Raw genomic sequence first — 26,314 nt, 5'->3', positions numbered from 1 at the left:
GGATGTCAGCTTCTTTCAAAAAGACAATGACAAAACTACTGGAGGACTCTACGTGAAGAGTATGCACTATGTCGTTTTGACCGTTGTACTGATGTTCATCACGGGGTGTGGAGTGGAAACGAAACAGGAAACGGAGCAAACCAAACAAAAGATCGTGCAGGTGCACACCGTAAAACAGACAGATTCCTTGCCGACTCCTCTTACTGCTTTCGTTGAATACAAACAGGAGAGCCACCTAGCCTTTGGGGCTTCTGGTACGATTGAACGAATGAACGTAACAAAAGGGGCAAAGGTAACACAAGGCCAGGTATTAAGTTCCTTAAATACGAACTATTATCAAAAAGGGCTGGAAGCGGCACAAAGCCAGGTCCAAAGTGCATCTGCGTTGCGTTCAAAAACGTTGCAAGGAGCAAGCGCGGATCTCATCAGCAAACAACGCTTGGCAGTGGACAGCCAGGAAAAGCGTTTGAAGGATGCCCAGCGGAAATGGGAGACAGCCCAGGAGCTGTTTAAGGGCGGCGCTATTTCGCAGAGTGAGCTGGACAGTGCCCAGTCGGAAAAAGAGCAAATCGAGATTTCGCTACAAGAAGCGCGAATTACATTGGATAAGTTGCTAAAAGGAGCGGAAGTCAACGAGATTGCCAGTGCAGATGCCGAATTAAAACAAGCAGCCAGTCAAGTAGAGCTCGCAAAGAAAACCCTTCAAGAAACGCAACTCGTCGCGCCGTTTAGCGGTACGGTCATCGATGTGACCCAAAAGGCAGGCAGTCTTGCCCAGCCAGGTGAAAGTATCATTCACTTGGTTGATAGCTCGGAAGTAAAGCTGAAGGTCGATGTCCCATTGGATGTGATAGAAAACTACAAGCAAGGGGACAAGGTGCCAGTGACAGTGGAGGGAAAGGCCAAAAGCACAGGGACCATAACATTTATCTCGCCCGTTCTTAACGCAGAAACGGGAAAGTATTTGGTAGAGATAGCTGTCTCCAATAAAGACAACGTGTTGATCGAGGGAATGATCGCGACTGTAGAGATGTCACGCAAGGTAAACGGGATGCTCGTTCCTGTCCAAAGCGTGGGCATTAAAGAAACACAGCGCTTCGTCATGGTTGTCGAAAATGGAGTCATCAAGAGACGCGACGTGGAAGTTGGGCGAATTTTTGGAAATAACGTCGAGATTCTATCGGGCTTACAGACGGGCAATCAAATCCTAATCTCCGGCATAACGTACTACGCCGAAGGAGAAGTCGTTACGGTGAAAGGGGAGTAACCGATGGACAAGGTCATTCTCTTTTTGCTGAAACGAAAAGTGATCCTCTATTTGTGCACATTCCTCATCGTGCTTACCGGAATCGGTGCTCTCTTTTCCTTCCACGTGGAGCTCGTACCGAAAACGAATTTGCCTTGGATTGAAGTGAATATTTCAGGAGGAGCGCTGCCGCCTGAAGAGATGGTGGAAAAGGTCACGGAAAAAATAGAGCAGGAATTGAAATCTGTGGCTGGGATAAAAAATTTCTCATCGAAAACAGGGACGGGGTTTTCTGGCATCTCGATCCTTGCAGAGGATGGGGAAGGTGAAAAGGTCAAGCAAGAGACCCAAAATATTGTGAATCGGCTGCGCAATGAATTTCCCAAAGTAGTGGATACCGTAACCGTCACTCAAACGAATTTAGGTGATGAGGACTTAATCGACTACGCAATGGTTGGTGCCGATACACAGACCATGCTCACCTTGCTGAAGACGACCATTAAGGATCGAATAGAATCCGTCCCGGGTGTGAAGGAAGTGGTCGTATCCGAGGACGGTTTTGAAAATAAGGTTGCGATAACATTTCGTCCTGAACGGCTTACTGCCTATCGAACGACAGCAGCGGATGTTGTTGGTCAGCTACAGGGGACCAATTGGAAAAAAGCTGTGGGGATATTGGAAAATCCCGGATTCGACACCGTTGTGATGATTGACAACAGCTTAAAGAATGTAGAAGGGTTCAAAAACATTTTGATCAAGACACCCAAGGGCAAGGTTGCACTCGAACAACTGGCAACGGTGAGTGACCTGCGCGGAAGCGTGAAGGACGCTATTTCCATGACAGAAGGCAACCTCTTTGTACAAATCAGTGTAAAGCGTGCTCCGGGGAGTGACCTGATCACCACACAGAAAAAAGTCGAGGAAGTTGTGAGGCAAATCAATGAGGAGGCAGGTGGAAACTACGAGCTGAGAGTCATGTTTGAATCCGTCTCCTTTATTAAAAAAGCGATCACCAATTTGAGTCGAGATGTTGTCATCGGGGGCATATTGGCAATCCTCGTACTCTGGGTATTCCTGCGAAACTGGCGTGTGACGATGGTCATTGCCACGACGCTACCTCTCTCCATCCTGATGACTTTCATCGCGCTGAAAGCTGCCGGTTACAACATTGACATGGTGGTATTAATATCACTGAGCTTGTCAATTGGATTGATTGTTGATGCGGCGATCGTTGTTCTGGAGAGTATTTATCATTTGAGAGAAAAGGGAATGCAGCTGAAGCAGGCCATCGTACAGGGCTCAAAAGAGGTGATAGCACCTGTTTTTGCTTCCCAATTAACCTTGATCGTTGTGTTTTTACCGCTAGTGGTCGCGGATTTTGAACAGTGGCTGAAGCCTATTCTTCATACCATTGCGTTTACCGTTACTTCTACCATTCTTGCGTCGACGATTGCAGCTTTTCTGTTTGTTCCGATTTTTTCCGAGCGTTTTCTCCAACATGATAAACAATTGCAGCCCCGTAGCGAAAAAGGGAAAAAAGGGATTGTTTCTCTCTTTCAGCGATTACTGTTGTTAACCCTTCGTCATCGCGTTCTCACATTGCTGGTGGCTCTTGCAATGTTTGTAGGGGCCTTGAGTCTCTTCCCGTTGATTAAAATAGGAAATGGCTTGAATGCCAATGAGAATCAGATTTTTGCCACGTTAACGATGCCCGATGGCACTAGCTTGGAACAGGCACAAACCGCAGCGGTTGAAGCGGAAAAAGCGTTAAGAGAGCTGTCTGACGTGAATCAAGTCTTTTTTACGGCAAAGAAAGAGACAGTGGAGTTAAATATTACATTAGTGACCAAGTCGCAACGAACGCAAGAGAAAGAAGAATTTATGCAAGAAGTAAACGGTCGCTTGAATGCCATTGACGGCGTGGAACAAACGAGTATGACATTTGGATTCTCGGGTAAATCGGCTCCTATTGAGTTGCAGGTCGCCGGCGAAGATTTGGAGGTCTCGCGGTCGATTTCCGCAAAGGTAGAAGAAATGCTGGCGAGCATACCCGGTGTAGTCAATATTCGGAATGATTTCGAAAGAGGGAAGGAAAAAGTAACGCTAATACCCAATCAGGAGGCAATGTCTCAATTGCAGGTTGACTCAGATTCGTTGGACAGCCAAATCAGCATGCTGCTTGGGGAGCAGCCCCTATCCACAATCAGTCAAAATAGTATCGAAACCTCGATTGTTGCCAGATTTCCAGAGACATGGGTGACACATCCTGACCAACTCCAGCAGATCATGATACGAACAGAAACAGGTTCGCATGTGCCGTTACACGAGCTGGTTGATTTTCATTTCAGCAAATCTCCGATTACGATCAAACATGAAAAAGGAGAACAAATCATCACGGTATCCGCAGAACTGTTGGGCACGGATATTGGTACGGCGGGCAGACAAGTAAATGAGAAGCTGGGTACAGTGGAATTGCCTGCCGGGTACAAGATCGAGATCGCTGGTGATTTGAAGGAACAAAATAACACCTTTACGCAAGGAATTATTGTCCTGGTAGCGGTCGTCTCCCTCATCTATGTGATTATGGTGGCACAGTTTGGGAGGTTGTCTCAGCCGTTTATTATCATGCTGTCGTTGCCAATGGCCTTGGTGGGAGTTATTCTTGGATTCGTGGTCACACAGCGAACGTTTGGTGAGATGGCGATGATTGGGCTCATCATGCTGGTAGGAATCGTTGTATCCAATGCAATCCTGTTAATTGACAGAATCAATCTGCTCCGCTCACGGGGGATGGGGTTGGAAGAAGCAATTGTACAGGGCACGCGGGATCGTGTTCGTCCGGTGATTATGACCAAACTGACAGCGATACTCGGTATGCTGCCGATGGGACTCGCTGTTGCGGAAGGAGCGGAACTAGAGGCGCCGCTTGCTACCGGGGTAATTGCGGGGTTGATTTTTCACACGCTCGTAACGCTTGTATTGGTTCCTGTTCTTTATTCGATCTTTGAGGGGATTCGCGAAAAGAGAGTAGCGCGAAAAAAAGCAACTCGCATTGCTGATATGTAAAAAGGAAAACGGGGCACGGCGCTTGCGAACCAGCGTTGTGCCCTCTAACCATTTCATAGAGCCGAATAGCTTGACGACAGGTGAGTCGACCAAGGGTGAAACACAACGATTTCTTTGCAACAAAATATTGGATGATTGCCATGTTGCTTGGTCACACTAAGGTGGGAGGTGTAACCATGGAACGAACTATTCAGGTCAATGGTGAGGATTATCATTTCGAGTCAACATATGATGGGGATTCACAGTACAACGTACAAGTACGATGTGGCAAAAAAGTGGTATCGAGTTTCAAAATCTCGGCCGGATCGGAAAGTGAAGTGTTTGAGGCAGCCCGTGCTCATTTTAGTGCAGATAAGGAATTGGGCAATCTAAATGGATAGAGATTGGTCTCGGAACGCAGCTTGCGAATGCAGGGCTGCGGTTTTTTCTTGCGTAAAAGGAAGTCTCATGATAAGGTTATTTTGTTTCCATGGAAACAAAGATAGAACATATAAGGAGCTGATGCTGCATTGGACCCTAAAAAGAAGCTTTGGAATCGATGGATCACCTTTCTACACAAACAGGAGGAGCGCAGCAAGCTACGTGAAGAAATGCTATTGCGCCAGATTAAAATCAGCGTACCTGATTACGATAGAGTTGGAAGGTTATCCGTAACAGAGCTCCACGTCCTTCAAGAGGTAGGGAGGAAAGATCGAGTCAATGTTACGACAATTGCACAGCATATTGGGGTAACAAAGAGTGCGATATCCAAAATAACAGTCAAACTTTTGAAGAAAGGATTACTCGAGCGGTATCAGCTCGAAGACAATCAGAAGGAAGTTTTTTTCAGGCTGACATCAGCAGGAGAGATGGTAAACGAGATTCATGAACACTATCATCAACGCCTGGAAAATGACATGTACCGATTCTTGGATAGGTATACGCCTACTGAATTGGCATTTTTGGAAAAGGTCATAAGAGAAGCAACAGAAGATTAGGGGAAACATACTACGGGTGTTCATTATTTTTTTTTGTGAAATTGTTTCCAAGGACACAATATTAGAGAGATAAGAGGAGAGCAACCATGAATCCAAAAAAAGTACTGTACCTACTTGGGATAACGCTAATGCTAGGTATGTTCGCGCAAAATTTGTTCATGCCTATTTTACCAGCCATGCAAAAAGAATTTCAGACGAGTGCAACCATGATTAACTGGACTGTTTCAATCTTTACCGTCATGCTCGCGATTATGCAAATCATCTACGGACCATTTATTGATAGGTTCGGTCGAAAGCGTGTTATGATACCTGCCCTGATCCTATTTACGATCGCGTCAATTGGATGCTATCTGGTCGATTCGATTTATGGGCTACTATTTTTCCGGGCTTTACAAGGGGCGGGATTTGCTGCCATTCCGATCGTAGCCGCAACGATTATTGGAGACATATTTACAGGAGTCCAACGTGCATCTGCGATGGGTACTTATCAGATGCTGCTTGCGCTTAGTCCGGCCCTTGGTCCACTGTTAGGAGGCTGGATTGGCGGCATCGGCGGACATTCTGCGGTCTTTTTGTTTTTGGCGATCTGCGCAGTCTTTCTTGTCTGCATCAATGCTGTATGGTTACCTGAAACGAAAAAGGCTCAAGCTACATCATCAGGCGGTTTTACACGAGGGTCCTTCCGTAATATTTTGCTCCACCCAGTCGGAGCATCTGTCATTTTAATCGGTTTTAGCCAAATGTACGCCTATTATTGCTTTCTGCTGTTTCTCCCAGTCCAATTGACGAACCACTACGCAGTCACCGTTGAAATAATCGGTTTGGTTTTCTTGCTCGTGTCAGTTGTCTTTATTATCAGTAGCAAGCTGTCTGCTGTGTTGCAAAATCGATGGGGAGCACGGAAAACATTACTGGTGACGACAGGTGCAAATGCTTTGGCGATGTTTCTTTTTATGACTGCGGCTGATGTTTCTTTTCTCCTGCTTGTGCTAACAAGTACGCTGTTTGCCTTAACCTTGGGTGTAGGTATGCCTGCACACACGATTTTGCTATCCGAAGTATTTGAAGCAGAGCGTGCAACGTCCATTGGTGTGTACAATTTCATCCGCTATACGGGCATGGCTGCAGGTCCGGTTGTAGGTGCGATGCTGTTAGAATGGGGAGGGGTCTGGTTTGAATTTGGTATGGCCGGTATCCTCATTGCTTTCGCGACCTTATTCGCACGACAAAAGGTGAAAAGAACCGCTGTGAACATTCAAGGGGAGCTCTAATGTTCGGACAGACTTTTCATGTTCGGCTAAATATGCTACAACAGGGATGAAACAATGGAGCGGGAGGAGCTATCAAAAGATGCAGCATCAAGAAGAACGGGACCCGAGGTTACTGATTGCAAGCTTTAGCGAAAATCCGTCCAGCATCCAGTCGCTAACCGAAGGCGAATGCCTGACATTCCTGCAAATGCTCGAACAGTATCGCCAAGAACATCCAGACGAAGAGCTTGATTTGACGGAAGCGATGGTGCTGACGCGGATGTCTGCTTTGCGGATGCACAAAACAGGAGGCCATACACTTGCGGCTGAATGGGTAGATCGTGCGCTTCAACTAGCCCCTGATTATCGCTACGCTGGAGAAGTTAAGCTTGAGCTGTACTTTACACAGTTGCGATCCCATGCCTTTCTCACTGAATTCAAGTCAGTGCGTGAAACGGATAACGTCGTCATGCGCAGGAGAACAGTTGAGGTACTGGAAGAGCAGGCAACCAATGAGCTAGCTGACATCACGAAGTGGCGCTCTCTTGCGGAGGAGACGCTACTGGCAGCGCAAAAGTGGAACGATTCAGAGGCGGAAACTACGGCTGCTGGCCTCGTGCTGTTATACACGGAACGACAAAATTTATTAGTACAATTGCAAGAACGTGTTCAAGCGTATGGAGCGTCTTTATCCGGGGTCTTTTACTCCAGTGAAATGCTCGTCCAATTGCAAGAGACGATTCGCGCTTTAACGAACCAGCAAGAACAGAAAGAAAAGCTTCTGCCGCAAAGGAACGAAAGGGTAGAAGATCGCGAAAAAGCTCCTCAGCAAGATAGGGGTGCTTTAGAGCAATTGGAGCAGTTGATCGGCTTGGACGAGATCAAGCATCGGGTTCGGCAGCTGGCGCAATTTCTGCAGTATCGCCAGCTGCGTGAAGAAAAGGGCTGGCATATGAAAGATCAGCTCCCCCTTCATCTTGTGCTGATGGGAAACCCAGGCACGGGGAAGACGACTTTGGCTCGCTTGATCGCCAAGCTGTATCAAGAGCTCGGGTTGTTGGAAAAAGGACAGCTCATCGAGGTGGATCGTTCTCAGTTGGTCGGCGCTTACGTGGGACAAACAGAGCAGCGCGTCATGGAGGCGATCAAGCAGGCAGACGGCGGCGTCCTGTTTATCGATGAGGCATACAGCTTGAAGCGTCCAGATAGCTCTGGCAGTGATTATGGACAAGTCGCAATAGACACGCTTGTATCCGCTATGACGAGTGGCGAGTATGCAGGACGCTTCGTCGTGATGCTGGCGGGCTATCCCGAAGAAATGCGTCACTTTTTGTACGCCAACCCTGGGCTAAATAGTCGTTTTCCAGAGACGGGCCACTTTTTGCTGCCGGACTATCAGGCGGACGAACTGGTGCATATTGCAGAAGAAGTAGCCGTACGGAACGATTTTACTCTGACAGAGGCGGCAAAAGTTACGCTGCGGCAGCGCATTGAAAAAGCACAAGTAGACGAGACGTTTGGCAATGCAAGGACAGTCACCAATATCGTGCTCGATGCTATCTTTGCCAAAGGACGCGAAACAGACGGTAAAGAACTGAAATGGGATGACTTTACGATTCTGAAGCCCGAGGATGTACGTGGCTTCGATCCGCCGCAAAAAGAAAGAAATGCGGAAGCTCGACTACAAGCGTTGATTGGTCTTGCTCAAGTGAAAACGGAGTTGAAAAAAATCGCGGCATATGTGTCCATCCAGCAAGAACGCGCAGCGAGAGGCCTGCCGAAAAGTCCGATTGAGCTGCATGCCGTCTTTACTGGAAATCCAGGTACAGGGAAGACGACGGTCGCCCAGCTGTACGCACAGATTTTGCAAGAAATCGGCTATTTGAAACGCGGTCATCTAGTTACGGCGAGTAGAGCCGACTTGGTAGCAGGGTATGTCGGTCAGACCGCAGCGCTTACTCGCAGAAAAGTTCGCGAAGCCTTGGGTGGCGTCTTGTTTATCGATGAAGCGTATTCGCTGCTCGGCGGAGGAGAGCGGGATTTTGGGCAGGAAGCGGTTGATACGCTCGTAGAGGAGATGACCAAACACGAAGAGAATCTCGTCGTGGTCCTCGCAGGCTACCCACTCGAAATGAATGCATTACTAATGAGCAACCCTGGACTATTGTCACGGTTTAAAAAATATATTGCGTTCCCCGACTACACGGTGCAGGAACTCGTACACATTCTTGAACAGGCTGCATGTGATGTGGGGTATGTGATTGAGAAGAACGTGTTGGAAATGATCGCACAGTCCTTGGATAAAGCAGACAGTGATCATCGATTGAATGGCAACGGTCGTTTTAGCCATAACCTGTTGCAAGAGGCGATCCAAAACCAGGCTGTGCGACTGATAGATATTCCGAAGCAGGAATGGAATCAGGAAATGCTCATGCAGTTGGCATGGGTCGATTTTCAACCGCTATTACAGTGGACGGCAGAAGAGGATGGGACAAAAAATTAGTTTTTGTCCCATGTCTATGCCTTCTTACTCTTTTGACAATTCACCCTTTCTCTTATAATGGATAGAAATGGTTTTATTATGCCATGGGGGGAAGGGTGTTTGGTTTGCGAAAAAAATGGCAGGCAGCTTTATGCGCGACACTTGTTCTGACACTTTCGCTGGAAGGCATTCCGGCGGATGCCAAACAAGAGGGAGAGCGTCGGGGCAATATCCAGATCGAAGCGGATGAGGGTCTGGCCCTGGACAAGCTTTCGTCGAAAAAGAGAGAGTCTGAGCTCGTCGTTATTCAGTTATCCGGTCCTGTTCGTGAGGAGTGGAAAGAAGAACTGGAAGAAATCGGCGTCACGCTTGGTGATTACATACCGGATTTTGCATTCATCGCAAAAATGGAGGATGAACAGGTAAGAAAGGAAGTCGAGAAGCTGTCCTTTGTCGAAGATGTAATGTCCTTTACACCGAAGTCGAAGGTATCGTCCGAGCTTCGTTTTGAAGGAGGCAAAAGAGAGCGGGTCGAGGTTGCCGTCGTCGGTTTCAATCAACGGGTGGACATGTATCGAGCGATGACAAAATTGACGGAGGATCAAGATATAGGAGACATTCAATCACCTGAGGATGCTCCGCATATATCAATCGCTAAGATGGATCAGGAAACGATTGAACAAGTGATCGAATCAGATGATGTCATTGCGGTTGTCCCCGTGCCAGAAAACAAGCTGCACAATGATGTGGCAGCTACCATCATTCATTCGGACAAGCTGGCCTCGACAGGGTACACAGGCAAGGGACAAATTGTCGGAGTCGCCGATACCGGACTTGATACAGGGAAGCTCCAAACGATGCATTCAGATTTTAAAGGCCAAATTGAGAAGCTCATTTCACTTGGCCGACCGAATGATGCGAGCGATGTCCACGGTCATGGTACGCATGTAGCTGGCTCCATTGTAGGCACAGGTGAAGCATCAGATGGACAGTATAAAGGAACGGCACCGGGTGCCAAGCTCGTATTTCATTCCATAGAGAACGGGAAAGGGAAGCTCGTTACGGATGTCGAGACCATTTTGCAGGAAGCATACGAAGAGGGAGCCCGCATTCACTCCAATTCATGGGGGGCGAATGATAAGGGAGAGTACAGCTTGTCATCGATGCTGTTTGATCGCTTTTTATGGGAGCATCCAGATATGACGGTGCTTGTTGCGGCTGGAAACGAAGGAGAGAAAGGTTTTAAAACGATCGGGAGCCCAGCCACCGCTAAAAACGTCATCGCCGTTGGCGCTACAGAAAATGTTCGTCCGAACTTGGGGAAGAACTCCGATAAAGCGGATGACGTGTGGGTATCGAGCAGTCGCGGCTTAACAGGCGACGGGCGTTTGAAGCCGGATATTGTCGCGCCTGGTACAGCGATCTTATCCACGCGCTCTTCACTGGCACCGAGCAAAAATTTCTACAAGCGTTTTAATGAACATTACGCGTATATGAACGGCACGAGCATGGCGACGCCGATTTTAGCGGGCGGTGTGGCACAAATCCGGGAATTTTTGCAGGAAGAAGGGGAAAAAAATCCGAGCGGTGCATTAGTAAAAGCCATGCTGTTGACGAGTGCAGACAACTTGGATGAAGACATGCGAGAGCAAGGCTTCGGACGAGCCAATCTGGCGAATGCGGTTGAAACGAACTACAAGGACGAGAAGGACGGCATTCGCACGCGTGAAAAAGTTACGTATAAGGTCAAGGTCTCGGATGATTCCAAGCCTTTGGCAATTACGCTTGCGTGGACGGATTATCCTGCTGCCATTGTCGCAAAGCGTGCACTCGTCAACGATTTGAATCTGAAAGTAACGACACCGAGTGGAGAAAAACTGAACGGCAACGACTTTTTTGAGGCCCCTTACAACGACGAAGTGGACAACCTGAACAACGTCGAGCAAGTATGGATTACTGAACCGGAAGAGGGAATCTACACCGTGACGGTCGAAGGCTATAACATCCCGAAAGGGCCTCAGCCGTATGCGCTAGCAACTACGGGAAAATGGCAAAAGGCCGATGACGAGGAAGAGGAGAAGCCATCGGTTGAACAAGAGCCATTCCGAACAGGAAAGCTGGCGAAAAAGCAGAAATACATGGACTATTCCATTCGCATCAGTGAGCCAGGGGATTTGGAATTGTCCGTAGACTGGAAAGAGGATGCAGATGTTGATTTGTACGTGTATAACAGTCGTTCCAAAGAGCTTGCGTCTGCTACAACGTCCAGCAATCCTGAGCAGCTAACCGTGAATATCGAACAAACCGGCTTGTACAAAATTCGTGTCGTGCTGACGGAAGGCAAAGAAGCGAAGTATCGCCTTTATATGAATAAGCCGGGGAAATAAATCTAAGACACAACCTCCATCTTCTGAACAGATGAAAGGTTGTGTCTTTTTTTAGTGCTGCTCTTCCTTGTTTAACCAGTCTCTCGCTCGCATGGCGATTTCCAAGCAAATCCGGTTTTGCGTTGCTGTGTAATCCTTTCCGAGAATTTCTTCGATTTTTTCCAAGCGATGATAGAGCGTTTGACGATGAATGAACAGTTTTTCCGCAGCTTCCTGTTTGGAGAGGTTACCATCCAAATAGACACGCAGCGTATGAACGAGCGAGGAGCCGTGTGCTTGGTCATGGGCTAGCAGCGGACCGAGGTAATCGCTTATGAAGGCCTTTAATACAGGCTCACTAGGGACGTGGAACAGGAGTCGGAACAATCCGAGATCAGCGAAAAACGGACTGGATGATTCCTGACAAAAAGCCAGTGCCTGTTCCGCTTCCGCGAGGTGCCGTCCAGCATCTGACAACCGTTTTCCGGCTCGACTGACGCCCATCCGTATTTGAATATCTGCTCCTAGCATTTGCGTCATGATCCTTTTGACATCGCGAAAGGCTTTTTCCAGGGTACGCCGGGAATCTGCAAGCGGACGCTGCTCGATCAGCAAAAAGTAAAAGCGATGGCCCATGCATCGTATGAAAGGCCGAAAGTGATGACGGGTCAAAAGTGAACGGAAAATAGCAGTCAGATCGTGCGGCGGAAGGGAGTCCTGGGCCAGGTTCTTCGGCTTCTCAAACGATAAAATAATCATGTGATAGGCCGAGGCTTTACCGCTGCCCGTGATACCAAGCAAGGAACGCATTTGTTCCTCTGGAATGGAGCGGTTGGCAATCAAATCATCAAACAGTCGGTTTTCGGTAGCAAGCGCCTGTTCTTCCACAAACATTTTCCGCATTAAAATTTGTGCCATCGCGCTGACCGTATTGTCTAAGGTCAGGAGCAAATACTCATCCGGACTGCGTTCATACAAAACAATGCCGACATAGGCGAGCACGTGCCCCATTGCCATCACGGGTTGATAGGCAAGCTGTCTGGTCGCAGATAGAGAAAGGAAGCGGACACCAGCTCCACTACTATCCAGTCCGGAAAAATGAGACCGCATCAAATCGCTCATCTCCACTGCAACATCATGTGGTACCACCGGAGCAAATTGTGTCGAGCCATCTGGTGCGTAATAGAAGACCTGCGTCTGAACCGCCACCTGAAAATGCTGCAATAGCTTGAGTATGCCCGCTGCCTGCAGGCTGAGCTGTTGCAAACTGCGAGAGTAGGCTTCGAGATTCCGGAGTGCTTGCATCTGCGATTGGATCAAATGCTCGTGCAAATCTTGCGTGATGTCCACAAAGCGGACAGGCTGATGGAAAACGAGCAACGGAAACTGGTGGTGGTTCGCCAGCTCTAGCATATCTTCCGGGATGGAGGGGATGTAACGTCCCAGCTCGATGCACAGCCCGACTGCTTTTCGCCGAATGAGCTCTGTTAAATACGCAAGTCGCTTTTCCTTTTCTTCGCCAAATCCTAGCCCGGTTGATAGGATCAGTTCGCCGCCATTTAAAAACTGTCCCGTATCGGCAGTCTCCAAGACGTGAACCCAGCGAACAGGACGGGACAGGCCACGATGCCCTGCCACCACTTGAGCATGTTGAAACAATGGACGCTTGATGATTTCTGCAATGGTCAGGCGCAAATCGTTGCTCAATAGGATCACCTCCTCCAGTTACACTCTGTAAGATTAACCCTACGTAATGCGTTACACTTTGTCTAGTGCTGACAGGCATTATTTTTGGATAAAATGGAATTGTCAATCAATTGAACGTGAGGAGTTGAAGGGATGAACACAGCTATCGTTGGAAATCCGTTGCAAAACTACATCGGGGGCCAGTGGGTAGATTCACTGACGACACGTTTTGAAGATGTACCCAATCCGGCAACAGGAGAATTGTTGTCACGCGTACCACTGTCGACGAGAGAAGATGTGGACAAGGCTGTTGCTGCTGCAAAGGAAGCGTTTTTGAGCTGGAGTAATACCCCTGTCGTGGATCGTGCGCGCATTATGTTTCGTTTTCATAGCCTTCTCGTCAAGCACGAGGATGAACTTGCCCGGATGATCACCATGGAGAACGGCAAAAATCTGCCTGAGGCACAGGCAGAGCTATTGCGTGGGTTGGAAATGGTAGAGTTCGCCTGTGGGATGCCGACACTGATGATGGGAGAAACGTTGCCTAATATCGCAAACAGCATCGACAGTCAGGTGATCCGTTTTCCGTTAGGGGTAGTCGGCGGGATTACACCGTTTAACTTCCCTGTGATGGTCCCGATGTGGATGTACCCGATTGCGATAACCGCAGGAAATACGTTTGTCTTAAAGCCCTCGGAGCGCACGCCGCTGTCTTCGATTCGGATTGCCGAACTGCTAAAGGAAGCAGGGCTCCCAGACGGTGTATTCAATGTGGTAAACGGAGCGCATGATGTCGTCAATGGTCTGTTGGAGCATCCGGATGTGAAAGCGATCTCTTTCGTCGGCTCACAGCCGGTAGCAGAATACGTGTACAAGACAGCAGCGGCGAACGGGAAGCGTGTGCAAGCACTGGCTGGAGCGAAGAATCATCATTTAGTCATGCCTGACACGGATTTGAAGCGCGCGGCAAAAACAATTACAAGCTCCGCATTCGGCTGTGCAGGAGAGCGGTGTATGGCAGCCAGCGCTGTCGTAGCTGTCGAGGAGATTGCCGATGAGCTGATCGCGCATCTAATCGAGGAAGCGAATGCTCTCGCGATGGGAAATGGTTTGGAGGAAGGTATCGATCTCGGTCCTGTCATCCGTGATTCGCACTTGTCTAAAGTACATGACTATATTGAAAAAGGTGTCGAGTCTGGTGCCGCACTGGTACGTGATGGTCGCCAGGATGCGGAAAAGCTGCCGGATGGCTACTTCCTCGGGCCAACGATTTTTGACAAGGCAGATGCCGAGATGGTCATTGTACGTGACGAGATTTTCGCGCCTGTCCTGAGTGTGATGCGTGTGAAGGACTTTGAAGAGGGCTTGGAGACCATTAGCCGCTCGCGTTTTGGCAATGGGGCGACCATCTACACGAACAACGGAAAATGGGGAAGAGAATTCGTTCAGCAAGTGGAAGCGGGGATGGTCGGTGTCAATGTAGGGGTGCCTGCTCCGATGGGCTTCTTTGCCTTCTCGGGCTGGAAACAGTCTTTTTACGGTGATTTGCATGCAAATGGAAAAGACGGCGTCCTCTTTTTCACGAAGAAAAAAACGGTCACATCCAGATGGTTCGAAGATGGCGATACCAGCATTGGCTCGCAAAAAGTGTTTGTAAAATAACCTCTTACGAAAAAAGAAGGAGGATTGCGCGATGGAGCAAGGACAAGTGACAAAAGATTTTGATAAAGAGAGCTTGCTGGATGCCGACCGTTCGCATATGTGGCACCATATGTCCCCGTACAACCCCAATCCGATGATCGTAACGGAAGCGAGCGGATCGTGGATCACCGATATCGACGGGAACCGATATCTAGATGGGATGTCTGGCTTGTGGTGCGTCAATGTTGGCTATGGCCGACAGGAGCTCGCAGACGCTGCTTACGAGCAACTGAAGCAATTGGCGTATTTTCCACTCACACAAAGCCACGTACCTGCTATTCGTCTATCCGAGAAGATCAGCGAATGGCTTGGAGAGGAGTATCGCGTTTTCTTTTCCAACAGCGGCTCGGAAGCGAACGAGGTCGCATTCAAGATTGCCCGTCAATATCATCATCAGAACGGGGAGCCGGGCCGTTACAAATTCATTTCGCGCCATCGCGCCTACCACGGGAATACGATGGGGGCCCTCGCTGCAACTGGTCAATCCATACGCAAGGAAAAATACGAGCCATTAGCGCCTGGCTTCCTGCATGTACCGCCGCCTTACTGCTATCGCTGTCCGGCAGGAAAATCGTACGGCAAATGCAATCTGGAGTGCGCCCAATATTACGATCAAGTGATCAATTGGGAAGGAGAAAAGACCGTGGCTGCCGTCATCATGGAGCCGACTATTACCGGGGGAGGCGTCCTCGTTCCTTCGCCGGAATACATGCCAAAAGTGCGTGAAATCTGCGATAAGTACGGTGTGTTGATGATCGTGGATGAGGTCATCTGTGGATTTGGTCGCTCTGGTCAAAAGTTCGGCCACCAAAACTTCGGAATCAAACCAGACATCGTGACCATGGCCAAAGGTATCACAAGTGCATACTTGCCACTTTCTGCAACAGCAGTACGGGCCGAAATCGCAGACAAATTCAATGAGCAGGGGAATAATCTGCATTTCCGACATGTCAATACGTTCGGCGGCAATCCGGCGGCATGTGCGCTTGCCCTGAAAAATCTCGAAATTTTGGAAGAGGAAAAACTGGTGGAGAGAGCGGAGGAACTCGGAGCAGAATTACGTGCCAAGCTTGCTTTTCTCGCAGATCATCCATACGTTGGAGACATTCGCAGCTTCGGTTTCCTGATGGGGATCGAGATGGTAGAGGATCGTAAAACAAAGGAACCTGCGGCGCCGGCGAAATTGACACAGGTCATTGCCGAGTGCAAGAAGCGGGGATTAATTATCGGGCGCAATGGCGACACCATTCCGAGCTTCAACAATGTGCTGACACTCTCACCACCATTTACCACGACGAGCGATGATCTCGATTTTATTGCGCAGGTTATGAAGGAAGCCTTTGATACACTGGAGTAGGAGTAGCTAGAACGAAAAGACGATTAGACGAAAGCAGCGGTAGACTAGGAGATGCGAAAATCCTAGACTGCCGCTGTATGTATTCAACGATGGAGCTGATAGCGCTTTTGCAGCTTTGCTCGATGTGCTTCCAAAATCTCCTCAAAAGGAACCTCGTATTGGTTTGCCAGCAAGATTAAATTCCCAAGTACATCGCCCAGCTCTTCCACCAGCTCCTGCCGCGCTTCCGCTGCGGGTTTCTCCCCTTCATCTGGACGATCTCGACCAATTTCAATGGCGCGTACAGCTCTTGCCAGCTCGCCAGCCTCTTCCATCAGAAAACCTACTCGAATAAACGGACCATACCCTGTCCAACCTCGTTCTTGATAAAAATCTCCTACCCATTTTTGGAACTCAGTTATATTCATATATATCTGTCCCTTCCTGATTTTAGTATAATTATATGACACGCAAAGAAATTTAGGAAAAGCCATTCTACTTCAACAAGTTTTGGGAGGATGACATGAAACGTATTTGTGTTTATGCAGGTTCCAATCCGGGTGTAAATCCACTTTTTGAGCGGTCCGCACAGGAGTTGGGAAAAGAACTGGTCGCTCGTGGTCTTGAATTGGTCTATGGTGGTTCCAGCATGGGACTGATGGGGCGCGTTGCAAATGCAGTACTGGAAAGCGATGGAAAAGCGATCGGCGTCATGCCTACAGGACTGTTCCGCGGAGAAATCGTACATAAAGGGCTGACAGAATTGCATGAGGTCTTGACGATGCACGAGCGCAAAGCGAAAATGATCGATCTGTCTGATGGCTTCATTGCTTTGCCAGGTGGATTGGGTACCTTTGAAGAAATTTTTGAAGTGGTGAGCTGGGGTCAAATTGGCATTCACCAAAAGCCAATTGGACTGCTGAACGTGGATGGCTACTATACGCCGTTGATGCAAATGGTAGAGCATGCAACTGAAGCCGGATTTATTCCCGCTATGCAGGGTGAATTGATCCTGTGCGAGAGTGATCCCGCTGTCTTGCTAGATCGGATGCGAGATTACACACCGCCAGTGAAAGTGAACAAGTGGTCGGAGCTGGATAAATAGAACGTGAAAAAATAACCCGAAGCCTTCCATGTGTGGGAGGAATTCGGGTTATTCTAGTTATTGACAGGATGAATGCAGAAGTGTTAATGTAGTTGATTATATCCCTAGTAAACATATAGGAATAATATCAATATGATTCTTCTTCATACGTCAGGAGGATACTTCATGAACAGATCAGCGAAATGGCTACAACTCTCCACTTCGGCAGCCGTACTCTCGGCGGCGCTCGTTTTTCCAACTGCAGTCGGTGCAACAACGAAAACAACGGTAGAAGCACACGTAGAGTGGAACAGCTTTTTGCAGCAGCAATACGGTGTGAAATTTGACAAGACGGTAACTCGCGAGCAATTCGAGAAAGCATTGCTCAAGATCGTATCTACTACCACAAGTATATCGGAAAAAGACTTGTCAGCCAAAACTTTCTTGCCTGCATCCAAAGATGCCTCCAAGCTGGTTGTATGGGAAGCAGTCAGTGCTGCCGTAAAAGCTGCAGAGTTAAAAGAGCTCGGGTATACATATAGCGAGGAAAAAGCAGCGGCTGCCTTGAAAAAAGCAGGGATTTCGTATAAAAAAGGCAGCACGCTTACTTTGCAGGCTGCACAAGAGCTGGCTGTAGCCATTGACACGGGGCTTGTGTCCGCCAATGCGTTGAAGTCAGCTTCTATAGAAGGAGCAGTATCCGCAGAGCTTGCTAGTCAATTGCTAGCAAAAGTAGCAGAGTTCCATGGCTCTGCCAAAAACTTTCTGGGAACAATCGCCGATGAAGAGATTTTTGGCAAGCTCGCACAGGCGTGGAATGAATCGCAAATCATTAAAGCAGGTGAATTACAAGAGCTCGTAGACAAAGGCTTGAAGCAAAATCTGATTACTGGCTACAATTTGAAGGATGCCGCATTCGATCCTCATTTTGATCCGCAGCGCACAATTACGTATGGGCATAGTGATATCGCTCACGCCATTCAATTAATCGGCCTGTTAAAAAGTGAAGGCGTCAATGCCAAGGTTCAATTTGAACCAAAAACATCTGCCTTCATTTACTTGAAGGAATGGGGAGAGCCCGTTCAAACAGCCGATTATGAAGTGGTTCAGATTGAAAACGGCAACTACATTGCGTATGCCAAGGAGTACGATCTCAGCCTGGAATTCGACAGCGTAGAAGCGAAGAAGAAATTCCAGCCACTTGTTTTGAAATATGCCAAACGGGATCAAGAGGACATGACTGGATTGCTCAAGGCTTCTTGGTGGCAGCCGCTTTATCATTCCCGTACAGAGCTGGCAGATTATGCTGTCATTACGAACAACGTGTTAAAAGATGGTCGTTATGTCGTGCAGTCTTTCTCGCTGAATGAAGAATCTCCAAAAGTTGTGGAAGGCTTCCATAAGCTGAATGACAAGGTAAAGGTAGAGACATACAAGTTTTGGGTAGATCAACCGTTCTTCAATTATCTCAACGGTGAATCGAAGTAAATCAAGTGCATTGAAAAGCGTCCTTCCCTTCAAAAAATGGGGGAAAGGACGCTTTATTCTGTTACATTGATAATGGATAAAAAACTTTTTAGCGGATTTTGTCTATTTCTGGTATAATTTAGGGATAACCGTTGTTTTATGGCGATGGTTGTATAGTCATGCTGATAGTTTGGGAGGGAATGAAGTGGAAAAGAAAGCGATAATGCTACTGTTGTCCTGCTGTTTGTTCGCTTCGACAGCATTCGCAGCAAGCGCATCAACGACAATGCCAATCACACCGCAAAGCGGTACTGGAACATCCGTGCAGGCACCAGCAGATTTGTCAAAAGGGCTGCTCGTGAATACCTTCACTTCCCATCAGTGGAAACAAGATTCGCTTACGAAGCTACTGGGAAAATCCGTGAAAGAATTTGATGATTATGTGTATTATCCACAAGGAATCAGCATGAAGTGGGACGAAAACAAGCAAGCGTTTGCCGTTCTCGTTGAACCTTCCTATAAAGGCGAAGTTGTCAAAGGGATTACGACCTCCAAAAGAAAAGACGAGATCGTCCGAGTCTTGGGTAAACCACATTTTTCCGATGAAAAGCTTGCGTTGATTGGCTATGCAGAACAGGGCTATTACTTGTTTTTCACATTTGCGCAGGATAAAGTAAAAGCCATTTCTATTTATCGGCGTGATCAGATCACCGATACGAAAGCACTTGTTGATATGGCAAAAAATTTACAAGACGATGGTGAGAAATTAGGGGCACCCGCCGAATATGCTGATTTTTCTATCTTTGGTGCTTGGGGTAAGCCGGATTTTACGTATCATCTCAGGGGAATCGGTACATATGCGTGGGAGTATCCATCCAGAGGCATCGCCTACGATGGTATGCCAGAGGATGCAACGCTAACCATCTACAGTAATTTTTCGAGCAAAGACACGCTCGCAGATTTGAAAAACGTAAAGAACATCGTCTTTTCCAAAGAAGATTCCCTGTTCTTGATCGAAAAACTGAGAATCGAAACGGAAAAAGAAAAAATCGAATTAGCGAAAAAAGCTGGAATCCCTTCACCAGACAAGAAAAAAATCGCAGTGATTGATTCAGACAATTTGTACAATACCGCGAATATTCGTTTCTACCAGCCGGATTACACACCTCAAGCTCAACTATTTCCAGGTTATTTTATCGATGAAGTAACATGGTTGGACAACAACTGGGTCTTGTATCAGACAATGATGGGTGTGGGAGTTTATCATGTCACAACACATGAAAAGATAGAAATTGTAGGGATGGAGAAAAAGGCAAACGAGCCTTTTGATATGCTGGATGTCAATGCAGTCAAGCCTGATCTGACGAAAAAAGCAATTGTGTTTGAGGTCAGCATGAAAGAGAAGAAACAGACTTTCACGGTTCGCTATCAAATCACGGGTGACAAAATCACGTTCTCCTGGTAGAGAATAGGGATTAGCGTTCTTTTTTTGCGCTGATGGGTGAGCTGGCTGCTTCCTTTTCAGCCAAATACGAGCGCATGCCTCGAACAAACAACTCACGAAGGACTTCCTGCTGCGTTTTGCTGCTGACGAGAGAGCGAATGAGCTCCAGCTCAGCTACCAATTCTGAATCAAGGTGAAGGTTGACAGTTTTCCCTTTGGTTCGTGGGTGCAGCTCGTAGTACTCCGTTGATTTTTTTACGATTCCTTCGAAGACAACAGCTTCGTCCAACCATTCCTGGTCGGGTATAAACAAGCATGGTGCTTCTAAAATAATATGGGTCAGTTCTTCGCTAAATCGAATAGCGAGGGTCTGGCCCTTTTTTTTATGCAAGTCGCGGATTTGTCGTGATCGCTCTTGATTGGCAACTGTATTTTCCAGCGTGATTACGGCCAGTTCCATAGTGCCTCCTTACGGGATGAGCAGTTCTTCTTCCGGTACCGACAACAATACTTCTCTCGTTTTTTCCAATTGGACTTGGTAGGTGAAGTGCTGATCGCTTCGCTCGACGGAGGTGATGATTCCCCAGTAGCAAGTGCTATCTTTTGTGAGCTGGACACGATCCAAAACCTCGTAGCTCGGGCGAAGATACCCTTTTTTATATAGATAATTGAGCACGGATTCACGAGGAAAAAGAAATCTTTTGTTTCCTTGTTTACTGACCAAAAGGGGGAAGGTCTCCCGTTCGTCTATACAATCCCCTAAATAACCTTGATCTGCCCAGCGTTTGACGGTAGCCATACTGCCGATACGGCCAACCTTTGTCTCCAGGATGTCGAGTATTTCGCGTGAAGAGAGAAACGCTCTGCGCCTTTCGAGTTGCATCAGGTAGTTTTTGCGCTCGGTTTCCAAGTGGCTGAGAAGCGCTTGTGCTTCCGCGATTTTTTGTTTCACTACCTTGATCTCCAGATCGTAATCCTTCATACGGGACGGCCCTTTCTTCCTTGTTTGTTTTTATCCTATTCGATCATGAAATCATTCATGTCAATTCCAGCAGATTGATTTCGTTTCCTCACTAGGCAAATACGAAATGTAACAATCATAAAAAAGCGATTTCGCACATTGATTAATAGCAAGCATGTTTAGATCTGGTGAGGAGGTTGTGGACCGATGAGCATATCGAATGAGCTCGCGAAAAATTTCGCGGAAGTCGTGCCTGCCCTAAAACCGATGGAAGCCATCCATGAGGCGAATCGCTGCCTGTATTGCTACGACGCACCCTGTATCAAGGCTTGTCCCACGTCGATTGACATCCCTTCCTTCATCAAAAAAATTGCGACCGGAAATTTGTTCGGATCAGCCCGGACGATCATGGAATCGAATCCCGTCGGGGCGAGCTGCGCGCGCGTATGTCCAACAGAGGAGCTGTGTGAAGGGGCCTGTGTACTCAATTCGGCCTCCAAGCCCATCATGATCGGCCTTCTCCAGCGTCATGCGACAGACTGGGCAATCGAAAATCAAGCAACGCTTTTTTCAAAAGGCGAAACAAATGGTAAACGGGTAGCCATCGTCGGAGCAGGCCCGGCGGGATTATCAGCAGCGCGTGAGCTTGTGCGTCTCGGCTACACGGTTACGGTTTTTGAAGCAAAGGAAAAAGCGGGAGGATTGAACACGTACGGCATCGTGTCGTTCCGGCTGCCACAGGAAATTTCGCTATGGGAAGTAGAGCAAGTAGAGGCATTGGGGGTAGAGATACGTACGAATACGCGAATCGGCGTGGATGTAGGGACAGAGGAGCTATTGGACCAGTATGATTCTATTCTGTTGGCAGTCGGTATGGGCAATGTCCCTCAGCTTCATATCCCGGGAGAAGAAGTGGAAGGTGTCCTCGATGCCATTGCACTCGTGGAGGAGACCAAGACTAAACCACTGTCAGACGAGATGCTCGGCAAAAAAGTCGTCATTATTGGTGCGGGCAATACGGCGATTGACGCTGCCACCTGTTCCAAACGGCTGGGTGCAGACAATGTTCAGATTTTGTATCGGCGGACCGTTCAAGAGATGTCCTGTTATCAGTTTGAATACGAATTCGCCAAGCAGGATGGCGTAGAATTCCGCTGGCTCGTTGCCCCAACCCGTGTAATCGAGGAAAACGGCCGAGTGAAGGGACTGGAACTCGTGCGAATGGAGCTAGGTGAGCCGGATGAGAAAGGTAGAAAGCGTCCAGTAGAAATTCCGGGCAGTCATTTTGTCATCGAAGTAGATTATGTCGTGAAGGCGATCGGACAAAACAGACATTTGTCATTGATTGAAGCATTCGGGCTCCAGCATCGCAATGGGATTGTTGAGGTCGAGGAAGGCACCTATCGAACCTCCCATGTCAAAGTTTACGCAGCGGGCGATGTCATTTTTGGTGGAGGCAAAACAGATGCGATGGTAGTCGATGCAGCCAATCACGGGAAACGAGCGGCTTATGCCATCCACCAATCGCTCCGTGATCAAAAACAGCCAGTATAAAGGAGGAGACCTATCATGGCAGATCTCAGCATTAATCTGGCGGGAATCCAGTCCCCGAATCCATTCTGGTTGGCCTCTGCACCACCGACCAATTCAGGCTACCAAGTACAGCGTGCCTTTGAAGCGGGCTGGGGTGGCGCGGTCTGGAAGACACTCGGAGAGCCGATCATCAACGTCACTTCTCGCTTTGCCGGTCTGAACTTCGGGGGACAGCGCGTCTTTGGTTTCAACAACATTGAACTGATTACGGACAAACCGCTTGAGGTCAATTTGAAGGAAATGGATGAAACGAAGCGTCGCTTTCCGAAGCACACGTTGATTGCTTCGCTCATGGTTGAACATAAACAGGAAGCATGGCACGAGATTGTCAAAAAGGTGGAGGCAATTGGTGTAGACGGTCTGGAGCTGAATTTCGGCTGTCCGCACGGCATGGCAGAACGCGGGATGGGCTCTGCGGTCGGTCAGCATCCAGATTTGATCAGGCAACAGGTCGAATGGGTAAAAGAAGTCGCCCAAACCCCTGTCATCGTCAAGCTCACCCCAAATATTACGGACATTCGCTTTACTGCACGGGCCGCGAGTCAGGGAGGAGCCGATGCCATTAGCATGATCAACACAATTAACAGCTTGATGGGGGTTGATCTCGACAAATGGCTGCCGATCCCACATGTGGATGGAAAAGGGGCACACGGCGGCTATTGTGGACCAGCAGTCAAACCAATCGCTCTGAACATGGTCGCAGAATGTGCACGCGATCCCAAGGTTGGTATCCCGATCTCTGGCATTGGAGGTATCTCGGATTGGCACGATACCGTTGAATTTTTGCTGATGGGTGCAACGGGTGTTCAAGTATGTACAGCCGCCATGCATCATGGATTCCGGATCGTGGAAGACATGATTGATGGGCTTAATAATTACCTGGATCAGCGCGGAATTGCCTCCGTGATGGACATTATCGGAAAAGCCGTGCATACGTACTCGGATTGGGGACATCTGAATCTGAATTACAAGGTCGTGGCGCGCATTCATGAAGAGACCTGTATCAATTGCAACAAGTGTCATATCGCTTGTGAGGACACCTCGCATCAATGCATTGACATTGTTCCTGATCCATCGACTGGCAAAGAGCGTTTGGTTGTACGAGAAGAGGATTGTGTAGGCTGTAATTTGTGCTCCATCGTTTGCCCAGTGGAAGGAACGATCGAGATGGTCGAAATCCCGAGCGACAAAGCCCCTCTTAGCTGGAATCAGCGACAGGCTGCTTTGGCTGCGGGTGGCAGCTGTGAGCTGTAGTGTAGTCATGTTTTCGGCGTGGGGTGCATAGCGTGTACAAGAGAAGGCATGTCTACTCGGTGACGGGTTGAAGGGGAGATGATCATCGGATGAAAAAATGGATTCGAAATGGCACAGTCGTGACAGCGTCAGACACGTATCAGGCGGACATTTTGATCGAAGGGGAAAAAGTAGTCGCAATCGGCTCCAATCTGGATGGGAAAGATGCCGAAATGATCGATGCTACCGGATACTATGTTTTCCCAGGAGGGATTGACCCACATACCCATCTTGATATGCCTTTTGGCGGAACGGTTACTTCCGACAATTTTTATACAGGCACGAAGGCAGCGGCATTTGGAGGGACAACGAGCATCATCGATTTTTGCCTGACGAATAAAGGAGAGCCGTTGCATTCATCTATTTCGACCTGGCACGAAAAAGCAAGGGGCAAAGCGGTTATCGACTATGGCTTCCACTTGATGGTTTCAGATGCGAACGATCAAGTGCTCGAGGAATTGGGAGCAGTCGTACGAAATGAAGGGATAACTTCGCTCAAGGTATTCATGGCCTACAAAAATGTGCTGATGGCCGATGATGAGACGCTATTTAAAACGCTGGTTCGGGCTAAGGAACTAGGTGCCCTGGTACAGGTTCATGCAGAAAATGGAGATGTTCTGGATTATTTGATCAAGCAGGCGATTGCAAAAGGGCAGACAGACCCCGTGTACCACGCTTACACTCGTCCACCTGAAGCAGAAGGAGAAGCGACAGGACGTGCGATTGCATTGACTGCACTGGCAGATGCCCAGCTGTATGTCGTGCATGTATCGTGTGCAGAAGCGGTGCGCCGGATCGCAGAGGCTCGCGAAAAGGGATGGAATGTGTACGGGGAGACATGCCCGCAATATTTGGTGCTCGATATTACGGATCTACAGAAGCCGGGCTTTGAAGGAGCGAAGTACGTCTGGTCCCCTCCGCTCCGGGAAAAGTGGAATCAAGACGTCTTGTGGAGCGCGTTGAAAAACGGCATCTTGCAAACGGTTGGCTCTGACCATTGCGCCTTTAATTTCTCCGGTCAAAAAGAGCTGGGGCTAGGGGATTTCACGAAAATCCCGAACGGTGGACCAATCATTGAGGATCGGATGCGCCTCCTTTTCTCGGAAGGGGTAGCGAAGGACAAGATCAGCCTCAATCAATTCGTCGATATGACCTCTACAAAAGTAGCCAAACTGTTCGGGATGTTCCCGCAGAAAGGAACGATTGCGGTAGGCTCAGACGCGGATATCGTATTGTTTGATCCAAATTTGAAACGAACGATCTCCGTTGAAACTCACCACATGAATGTCGACTACAATCCATTTGAAGGAATGGTGGTGAACGGCGATATTATCTCGGTACTTTCGCGCGGCTCTTTTGTCATTCGCGATCAGCAATTCTTCGGGCAAGCCGGGGCTGGACGCTTTGTAAAACGATCGACCTTTGCAAGACCGTAATAAGGGAGAGCGTAAAAAGGCGAGGAGGGCGTTTATGGCAGATATCATTCGTATCGGCTTGATTCAGGCGAAAAACGATGTCGACGGAGACGAACCGGTTCATTTGCACAAAGAAAAAGCCATTGAGAAGCATGAGAGGATGGTGCGGGAGGCTGCGGCCAAGGGGGCACAAATCATCTGTCTGCAAGAAATCTTCTACGGCCCGTATTTTTGTGCCGAACAGCAACCGAAATGGTATGAGTCAGCAGAAGAAGTCCCAAATGGGCCGACTGTGCAACATTTCTCTTCCCTAGCTCGCGAGTTAGGAACCGTACTCATTTTACCTGTGTACGAACGCGTCGGGATCGGTACGTATTACAACACCGCCGCAGTGATTGATGCGGACGGCACGTATTTGGGCAAATATCGCAAGCAGCATATTCCGCATGTCGGAGTGGGCAGCAGTGGCTGCGGATTTTGGGAGAAATATTACTTTAAGCCCGGCAATCTCGGGTATCCCGTTTTTGAAACCGCTTTTGCCAAGGTCGGGGTCTATATATGCTATGACCGTCATTTTCCAGAAGGCGCACGATTGCTTGGCTTGAACGGAGCAGAGATTGTCTTTAATCCGTCCGCGACGGTAGCGGGCTTATCCGAATACTTGTGGAAGCTTGAGCAGCCTGCTCATGCGGTAGCCAACGGTTATTATGTGGCTGCGATCAATCGGGTAGGGACTGAAGCACCGTGGAACATGGGCGAGTTTTACGGACAATCGTACTTGGTCGATCCGCGCGGACAATTTGTCGCTATGGGGAGCAGGGATCAGGATGAGGTTATTGTCGCTGAAATGGATCGCAACAAAATTCATGAGGTGCGGGATACGTGGCAATTTTACCGGGATCGCAGACCGGAGACTTACGAAGATATGGTAAAGCTATTACCTTAAT

General features: G+C 48.4%; 20 protein-coding genes. 16 read left to right on the top strand and 4 right to left on the bottom strand.

The window, feature by feature from the left end; genetic code table 11:
* Window positions 1-61 precede the first annotated feature (61 nt).
* The 7 genes from HP567_RS19345 (at window position 62) to HP567_RS19315 (ending at window position 11,408) form a co-directional block, all read left to right on the top strand.
* The gene (locus HP567_RS19345) at window positions 62-1,267 is read left to right on the top strand and encodes an efflux RND transporter periplasmic adaptor subunit (RefSeq protein WP_217366885.1); all 1,206 of its coding nucleotides are present in this window, start codon (window positions 62-64) and stop codon (window positions 1,265-1,267) included.
* A gap of 3 nt (window positions 1,268-1,270) precedes the next feature.
* A complete protein-coding gene (locus HP567_RS19340) occupies window positions 1,271-4,312 on the top strand; it encodes an efflux RND transporter permease subunit (protein WP_173607864.1) in 3,042 nt (1,013 codons plus the stop codon).
* Between the two features lie 176 nt (window positions 4,313-4,488).
* Window positions 4,489-4,692, top strand: a complete 204-nt coding sequence (locus tag HP567_RS19335; RefSeq protein ID WP_026043127.1) for a hypothetical protein — start codon at window positions 4,489-4,491, stop codon at window positions 4,690-4,692.
* Between the two features lie 129 nt (window positions 4,693-4,821).
* Window positions 4,822-5,289, top strand: a complete 468-nt coding sequence (locus HP567_RS19330; RefSeq protein WP_173607863.1) for a MarR family transcriptional regulator — start codon at window positions 4,822-4,824, stop codon at window positions 5,287-5,289.
* A gap of 86 nt (window positions 5,290-5,375) precedes the next feature.
* Window positions 5,376-6,560, top strand: a complete 1,185-nt coding sequence (locus tag HP567_RS19325) for an MFS transporter (RefSeq protein WP_173607862.1) — start codon at window positions 5,376-5,378, stop codon at window positions 6,558-6,560.
* A 79-nt stretch (window positions 6,561-6,639) separates the two neighbouring features.
* Window positions 6,640-9,042, top strand: a complete 2,403-nt coding sequence (locus tag HP567_RS19320; RefSeq protein WP_173607861.1) for an AAA family ATPase — start codon at window positions 6,640-6,642, stop codon at window positions 9,040-9,042.
* A 95-nt stretch (window positions 9,043-9,137) separates the two neighbouring features.
* The gene (locus tag HP567_RS19315) at window positions 9,138-11,408 is read left to right on the top strand and encodes a S8 family serine peptidase (protein ID WP_173607860.1); all 2,271 of its coding nucleotides are present in this window, start codon (window positions 9,138-9,140) and stop codon (window positions 11,406-11,408) included.
* Between the two features lie 51 nt (window positions 11,409-11,459).
* Here the strand turns inward: HP567_RS19315 and HP567_RS19310 are convergent, their stop codons facing one another.
* Complete coding sequence (locus tag HP567_RS19310; RefSeq protein ID WP_173607859.1) at window positions 11,460-13,094, bottom strand: PucR family transcriptional regulator; 1,635 nt, start codon at window positions 13,092-13,094, stop codon at window positions 11,460-11,462.
* 132 nt (window positions 13,095-13,226) lie between these two features.
* Here HP567_RS19310 and HP567_RS19305 point away from each other — a divergent pair, with 132 nt between their 5' ends.
* Together HP567_RS19305 and HP567_RS19300 are read left to right on the top strand one after the other, a co-directional pair.
* Window positions 13,227-14,735, top strand: coding sequence for a CoA-acylating methylmalonate-semialdehyde dehydrogenase (locus tag HP567_RS19305; RefSeq protein ID WP_173607858.1), 1,509 nt, complete (start codon window positions 13,227-13,229; stop codon window positions 14,733-14,735).
* A 31-nt stretch (window positions 14,736-14,766) separates the two neighbouring features.
* A complete protein-coding gene (locus HP567_RS19300) occupies window positions 14,767-16,131 on the top strand; it encodes an aspartate aminotransferase family protein (RefSeq protein WP_173607857.1) in 1,365 nt (454 codons plus the stop codon).
* An 83-nt stretch (window positions 16,132-16,214) separates the two neighbouring features.
* On the opposite strand, the gene HP567_RS19295 is transcribed toward HP567_RS19300, so the two are convergent.
* On the bottom strand, window positions 16,215-16,538 hold the full coding sequence (locus HP567_RS19295) for a MazG nucleotide pyrophosphohydrolase domain-containing protein (RefSeq protein WP_173605206.1): 324 nt from the start codon (window positions 16,536-16,538) through the stop codon (window positions 16,215-16,217).
* Window positions 16,539-16,633: 95 nt separating this feature from the next.
* On the opposite strand from HP567_RS19295, the gene HP567_RS19290 reads away from it, so the two are divergent.
* The 3 genes from HP567_RS19290 to HP567_RS19280 all read left to right on the top strand — a co-directional run bounded on the left by HP567_RS19290 (window position 16,634) and on the right by HP567_RS19280 (window position 20,126).
* A complete protein-coding gene (locus HP567_RS19290; protein WP_173607856.1) occupies window positions 16,634-17,215 on the top strand; it encodes a TIGR00730 family Rossman fold protein in 582 nt (193 codons plus the stop codon).
* Window positions 17,216-17,380: 165 nt separating this feature from the next.
* Window positions 17,381-18,682 carry a hypothetical protein gene (locus HP567_RS19285; RefSeq protein ID WP_173607855.1) on the top strand — a complete coding sequence of 434 codons (1,302 nt, stop codon included), beginning with the start codon at window positions 17,381-17,383 and terminating at the stop codon, window positions 18,680-18,682.
* 184 nt (window positions 18,683-18,866) lie between these two features.
* The gene (locus HP567_RS19280) at window positions 18,867-20,126 is read left to right on the top strand and encodes a hypothetical protein (RefSeq protein WP_173607854.1); all 1,260 of its coding nucleotides are present in this window, start codon (window positions 18,867-18,869) and stop codon (window positions 20,124-20,126) included.
* 10 nt (window positions 20,127-20,136) lie between these two features.
* Here the strand turns inward: HP567_RS19280 and HP567_RS19275 are convergent, their stop codons facing one another.
* Complete coding sequence (locus HP567_RS19275) at window positions 20,137-20,565, bottom strand: hypothetical protein (protein ID WP_173607853.1); 429 nt, start codon at window positions 20,563-20,565, stop codon at window positions 20,137-20,139.
* Between the two features lie 9 nt (window positions 20,566-20,574).
* A complete protein-coding gene (locus HP567_RS19270) occupies window positions 20,575-21,087 on the bottom strand; it encodes a hypothetical protein (protein WP_173607852.1) in 513 nt (170 codons plus the stop codon).
* Window positions 21,088-21,273: 186 nt separating this feature from the next.
* Here HP567_RS19270 and HP567_RS19265 point away from each other — a divergent pair, with 186 nt between their 5' ends.
* The 4 genes from HP567_RS19265 to HP567_RS19250 all read left to right on the top strand — a co-directional run bounded on the left by HP567_RS19265 (window position 21,274) and on the right by HP567_RS19250 (window position 26,313).
* The gene (locus HP567_RS19265) at window positions 21,274-22,620 is read left to right on the top strand and encodes an NAD(P)-dependent oxidoreductase (protein ID WP_173607851.1); all 1,347 of its coding nucleotides are present in this window, start codon (window positions 21,274-21,276) and stop codon (window positions 22,618-22,620) included.
* A gap of 15 nt (window positions 22,621-22,635) precedes the next feature.
* The gene (preA, locus tag HP567_RS19260) at window positions 22,636-23,913 is read left to right on the top strand and encodes an NAD-dependent dihydropyrimidine dehydrogenase subunit PreA (RefSeq protein WP_173607850.1); all 1,278 of its coding nucleotides are present in this window, start codon (window positions 22,636-22,638) and stop codon (window positions 23,911-23,913) included.
* A gap of 89 nt (window positions 23,914-24,002) precedes the next feature.
* Window positions 24,003-25,388 (top strand): dihydropyrimidinase, encoded by a 1,386-nt coding sequence (gene hydA / locus HP567_RS19255; RefSeq protein WP_173607849.1) that lies wholly within the window; start codon window positions 24,003-24,005, stop codon window positions 25,386-25,388.
* Window positions 25,389-25,422: 34 nt separating this feature from the next.
* Window positions 25,423-26,313, top strand: a complete 891-nt coding sequence (locus tag HP567_RS19250; protein ID WP_173607848.1) for a nitrilase-related carbon-nitrogen hydrolase — start codon at window positions 25,423-25,425, stop codon at window positions 26,311-26,313.
* Window position 26,314 lies beyond the last annotated feature (1 nt).

The sequence above is a fragment of the Brevibacillus sp. M2.1A genome (genome assembly GCF_013284355.2).
In the GTDB taxonomy this organism is placed as follows: domain Bacteria; phylum Bacillota; class Bacilli; order Brevibacillales; family Brevibacillaceae; genus Brevibacillus.
This window is presented reverse-complemented; position numbering and strand designations above follow the sequence as displayed.